General features: G+C 44.1%; 6 protein-coding genes. 2 read left to right on the forward strand and 4 right to left on the reverse strand.

What is annotated here, in order from left to right:
* Positions 1 to 97: 97 nt before the first annotated feature.
* From BGL89_RS03205 to BGL89_RS03215, 3 genes are read right to left on the reverse strand one after another with little or no spacing between them, the layout of a single operon-like run.
* Positions 98 to 1,000: an ADP-ribosylglycohydrolase family protein gene (locus tag BGL89_RS03205; protein WP_286824412.1), complete on the reverse strand. Its 903-nt coding sequence runs from the start codon at positions 998 to 1,000 to the stop codon at positions 98 to 100.
* 8 nt (positions 1,001 to 1,008) lie between these two features.
* The gene (locus tag BGL89_RS03210) at positions 1,009 to 1,770 is read right to left on the reverse strand and encodes a helix-turn-helix domain-containing protein (protein WP_286824413.1); all 762 of its coding nucleotides are present in this window, start codon (positions 1,768 to 1,770) and stop codon (positions 1,009 to 1,011) included.
* 26 nt (positions 1,771 to 1,796) lie between these two features.
* Positions 1,797 to 2,543, reverse strand: a complete 747-nt coding sequence (locus BGL89_RS03215; RefSeq protein WP_286824414.1) for a pseudouridine synthase — start codon at positions 2,541 to 2,543, stop codon at positions 1,797 to 1,799.
* A gap of 500 nt (positions 2,544 to 3,043) precedes the next feature.
* Between BGL89_RS03215 and BGL89_RS03220 the strand changes: the two genes are divergently transcribed.
* Positions 3,044 to 3,295 carry a hypothetical protein gene (locus BGL89_RS03220; protein ID WP_286824415.1) on the forward strand — a complete coding sequence of 84 codons (252 nt, stop codon included), beginning with the start codon at positions 3,044 to 3,046 and terminating at the stop codon, positions 3,293 to 3,295.
* An 8-nt stretch (positions 3,296 to 3,303) separates the two neighbouring features.
* Entirely contained in the window at positions 3,304 to 3,735 is a 432-nt protein-coding gene (locus tag BGL89_RS03225) for a type II toxin-antitoxin system VapC family toxin (RefSeq protein ID WP_286824416.1), read from the forward strand.
* Between the two features lie 121 nt (positions 3,736 to 3,856).
* Here the strand turns inward: BGL89_RS03225 and BGL89_RS03230 are convergent.
* A partial coding sequence (locus BGL89_RS03230; RefSeq protein WP_286824417.1) for a WD40 repeat domain-containing protein occupies positions 3,857 to 4,445 on the reverse strand: 589 nt, incomplete at its 5' end.

The following is a 4,445-nucleotide window of genomic DNA, read 5'->3' on the forward strand; positions in this document are numbered from 1 at the left end:
GGCCGGAGGGCATTCGGACACTGAAAACGGACGGGTCGAAAGTGTCAGACTTAAGCAATTAAGCGTTTTTCGGTGAAGCGTCAACCCCGTTCAGCGACTACCCTAAAAAAGTGGCGTGGTGAGGAATCGCCGTCCGTTTTACGGCGGCGAGGATGTCAATTTGAGAGACCAATTTTAAGCTGGGACGGGGTTGGATTGTTCCCCCGTAAGCGACGGCAGTGTCAGGAGATAGGACAAGATGAGGAGATATCCCCAGGGAAATTCGATAGATTTCCCCAGCTTTATCCATTAATTGCTGTTTAACTGGCTCTTTCGGCAAATTTTGCCGCCAAGCTAGGGGAATACCCTCGATACCGTTGTACAATCCCGCCCAAATTCCCGCTAAAGTGGTGGTTAATTGCCGTTGATAGGGACTAGAATTAGCGCGACGCACGCTAACGGCGAAATCCTCGGTCGTTTGCAGAAAGGTATAGAGAGAAGCCGCGATCGCAATTCCTAAAGGTGAGATATCTTTCGCCCAAGCCGATAAAATGAACTCTAAGGGATGATTTTGCCCTAAAGCTGACTGAATCTGCTCTAATAGCTTATTCTTGGGCTTAATAGTTAGTAATTGCCCCATTAACTGATTTAAAGGCTTTTTCCCCTGTAATAACAGACCTACTGCCTCTCCCCAAATTATCGCTTCTTGTTGGGTTAACTCGGAAATTAAGCCCTTTTTCAGCCAAAAATTTAATCTAGCTTGCCAACGTTCCCCATGGTCAGGCCAGGTTAAAATCTCCGGCAACAGCACAAATAATAACGCCGATTCCGACTCTTGCTTGGCTGCGATCACAATCTGCAAGTCTTCCTTAGATTGCAGAGCTTGCAAAAGCAGGGTCGTCCTTGGCGTAGCCTCATAGTTAAAGGCTGGTATTAGGGGCTGATTATGCAAGGATTCCCCGATATATGCCCCGATTAACCCTCCCTGAAGGCGATCGAGGGGTGAAAAAACCTTTTGCATAAATTAGCTCAATTTGCCCGGTAGGTGACTTCCTCGACTTTGCCCGGTTGCCCCAGTTGTTTAGCATTGGCATTATTAACAGCAACGTAAACCCCGCCGGCATTACCCGCCCTCACGGTTAATTCTCGGTTTGCTTGCCAAGTGCGATGGGTTCCTTGGGGCAGCACACCCTCAAATTCTGTCTTGCCATCCACCACCACCCGCAGCCAGCAGTCATCCTCCAGTTTTACCCCCACCACCAGCTGCTGATTATTGCTGGTTTTGTTGGCTACCGGTTGAAGGGGATTGCTTTTCGGTTGGACAATTTGCTGTTGTGGCAAGGAAGGCGGCGGTAAGCGATTCGATTGCAGTACCGATTTTTGCAGGACGTGGGATAGGGTTTGTACGGAACCAATAACTAAGATTAAATAAAGAAAATAGAGATGAATCGGGCGAATTTGAAGACGCGGCAGCGATAAAGACGGTTTTGTTCCCCTAAAAAAGTTATTTACCTTGGTGGGAAAACGTCGGCTAATCGTCTCACCATCCAAGGCGAGACTATCAGCAAATTGCTTGATTAACCAACGAATATAAATCGGTTCGGGCAATGCTTCCAAATCCCCCGCTTCCAGCGCTTCTAGGCGATGGCGCGGGATTAAGGTTTTCTGGGCAATTTCTTCGAGGGAAAGGGACTGTTCTAGGCGATTTTTTTGCAAATAAACGCCGATTTCCAGTAATTTGGTTCGCTGTTTATGCTGGGGATCAAGTTGTGATTGGAGAAGGCGAAACATATCGCTATTAGGGGCTGACTTTCAGCTTAGTTAATCTGGCTTGTTAAATATTTCAGTTCATCAAGGGTTAAAAAACGGTAATGACCCAAGGGTAAGGGGGAATTATTACCAGAGTTTAGTTGAATACGACCGATGGCACTGCGATGAAGTTTCAGGACGTGATAACCTAATTCTTCGGCTACACAGCGAATCTGCCGATTTCTTCCCTCCACTAAAATAACTTCTAGTAGGGTTTTTTGGTCGGTTTGCTTGAGTATCTCAACCTGTGCGGGTAAGGTTTTTTTTCCCTCTAAGAGGATACCTTCTCGCCAACGCTGGAGCGCAAGTCTATCAATCGCACCATCTAGCCAAACCCGATAGGTTTTGGGCAAATGATAACGGGGATGGGTGAGGGTGAGGGTGAGTTGACCGTCGTTGGTGAGGAGTAAAGCCCCAGTGGTGTTAATGTCCAACCTTCCTACGGGATGTAACCCTGTCTCGCTGGCGAGGGAGTCGGGCAAAAGGTCAATTACCGTCGGCCGGTTTTGTGGATCCTTACAGGTAGAAACCACACCAATGGGTTTGTTGATCAGTATATACAATCTTTGGGGACGATTGGCCGGTTCAATTTTTTTTCCGTCTATCTCTAGGTGATCTTTTTCGGGGTCGGCTTTTTCTCCTAACTGCACGATTTTGCCATTCCGTCTCACTCGTCCGGCTACGATCATCTCCTCCGCCCTTCTTCGGGAGGCAATTCCCCACTGGGCAAGGATTTTCTGGACTCTCTCCGCCATTTTTTTTTAGTTTTTAACCCTTTCTCTCTCCTATTATAGGCATCCTAAAAGGGTTTTTTCGCCCAAAAAGTGAAGAAAAACCGAATATCTCCGGCTGCCTCTTTGATTTTTTTTTCTGAAAACTTCTCAAAAAAAAAGGAGTGATCCCTTGACTTGGGCGGCGGCTTCGGTTATACTTTTCTTATAATGGGAATCTGTCTATCTTTTTTGGAGTGCCACCACTCCATTATATATAAAGTCTTATAAAAATATTATTGCAAAAAGCCGTGAAAAAAGCAAGCAAAATTTTGCCGACAATTGTTAAAAAAGTCGGGCTAATTTTCCTTACGGATGATATGACTTTAAACGGGTTATTTCTCGGTTATCCAAGCGGTAAACTTTGATTGGGGATGAATTGGGGACGTAAGCGACGGAGTTTGCGTCTCTTTGTTATAATTCAAAGGCTAGGCTATAATAACTCTTCATAAACACCGATAATTTTGGTCAAAGATGTAAAAAAAATGAATATTCAACTCGTGGAATCTCTAGTTAATGCAATTAAATCCTTGTCCCTAGAAGAACAGGAATTGTTAGGAAAAAAACTCAAAGATCACCCCTCTTGGGAAATTGCATTAGAACGAATTGACGCAACTCGAAAAGCCATTTATGAACGTCGTCAGGGAAACCCATTTGAAACCGATGTTACTGAAATTATTCATCAAATGAGAGAAGAAAGAGATCGGCAATTTATGGAAGAAATTGTGAGTGAATAGAGAAAATAATGACTAATACATTTATCTGTGTTGATTCTAGTTTTATAGTTCGTTTAACAACGGTTGAACCTTCTGTAACAATGTATAGTCAACTCTGGCAAAAATGGATGACCGAGGAAAATTTAGTGATTGCGCCAACTTTATTATGTTACGAAGTCACTAACGTATTTCATCGTCTGAAAAAAGCTGGTCAAATTTTGGAGACAGAAGCGCAAACCCTCCTTACAGAAGTCTTAGATTTACCCATTCAGTTTCATGGAGATCTTTACCTCCATTACCAAGCAATAGAAATTTCGCAAACCTTGAATCTTCCTGCTACTTATGATGCCCATTATCTAGTATTAGCTCAACGATTTCAAGCAAATTTATACACCAGCGATAAACGCTTATTTAACAGCGTTAAATCTTCTCTAAGTTGGGTTCATTTGGTTGAAGTGTAGATTTTTATTTTTTTCTGAATAGCCGCTCTTGTAGGGTGCGTGTTTGTGGCGATAATCTCTGAAAAAAAACCTAAATTAAGAATCGGCTGTAACAGATCAACTTTATTATTAAATTGGTGGGCTAATTCTTTGTACCAATCCCATCACACAAATGCCTATCTTCCTCCCTGACATTAATATTATTCTGCAAATAAACCCGCACCCAAGCGCAACTACGTCCCATTAAATCACTTAAGCCCCAGTCTGTCCCAAGATTCCAGAGTTTGATAGTCTTGTCACCACTACCGCTCACCAATGTCTTGCCGTCGGGACTAAAATTAACGCTCCAGACAGAGTCATCATGCCCCTTGAGGGTGCGGATTTCTTGGCCTGTTTCTACATCCCAGAGTTTGATAGTGTTGTCCCAACTACCGCTCACCAATGTCTTGCCGTCGGGACTAAAATTAACGCTATAGACAGAGTTATCATGCCCCTTGAGGGTGCGGATTTCTTGGCCTGTTTCTACATTCCAGAGTTTGATAGTCTTGTCATCACTACCGCTCACCAAAGTCTTGCCGTCGGGACTAAAATTAACGCTTGTGACAGAGTTATCATGCCAGACAGAGTTATCATGCCCCTCGAGGGTGCGGATTTCTTGGCCTGTTTCTACATTCCAGAGTTTGATAGTGTTGTCATCACTACCGCTCACCAAAGTCTTGCCGTCGGGACTA

The sequence above is a fragment of the Microcystis sp. LSC13-02 genome, assembly GCA_002282935.1.
Lineage (GTDB): Bacteria > Cyanobacteriota > Cyanobacteriia > Cyanobacteriales > Microcystaceae > Microcystis.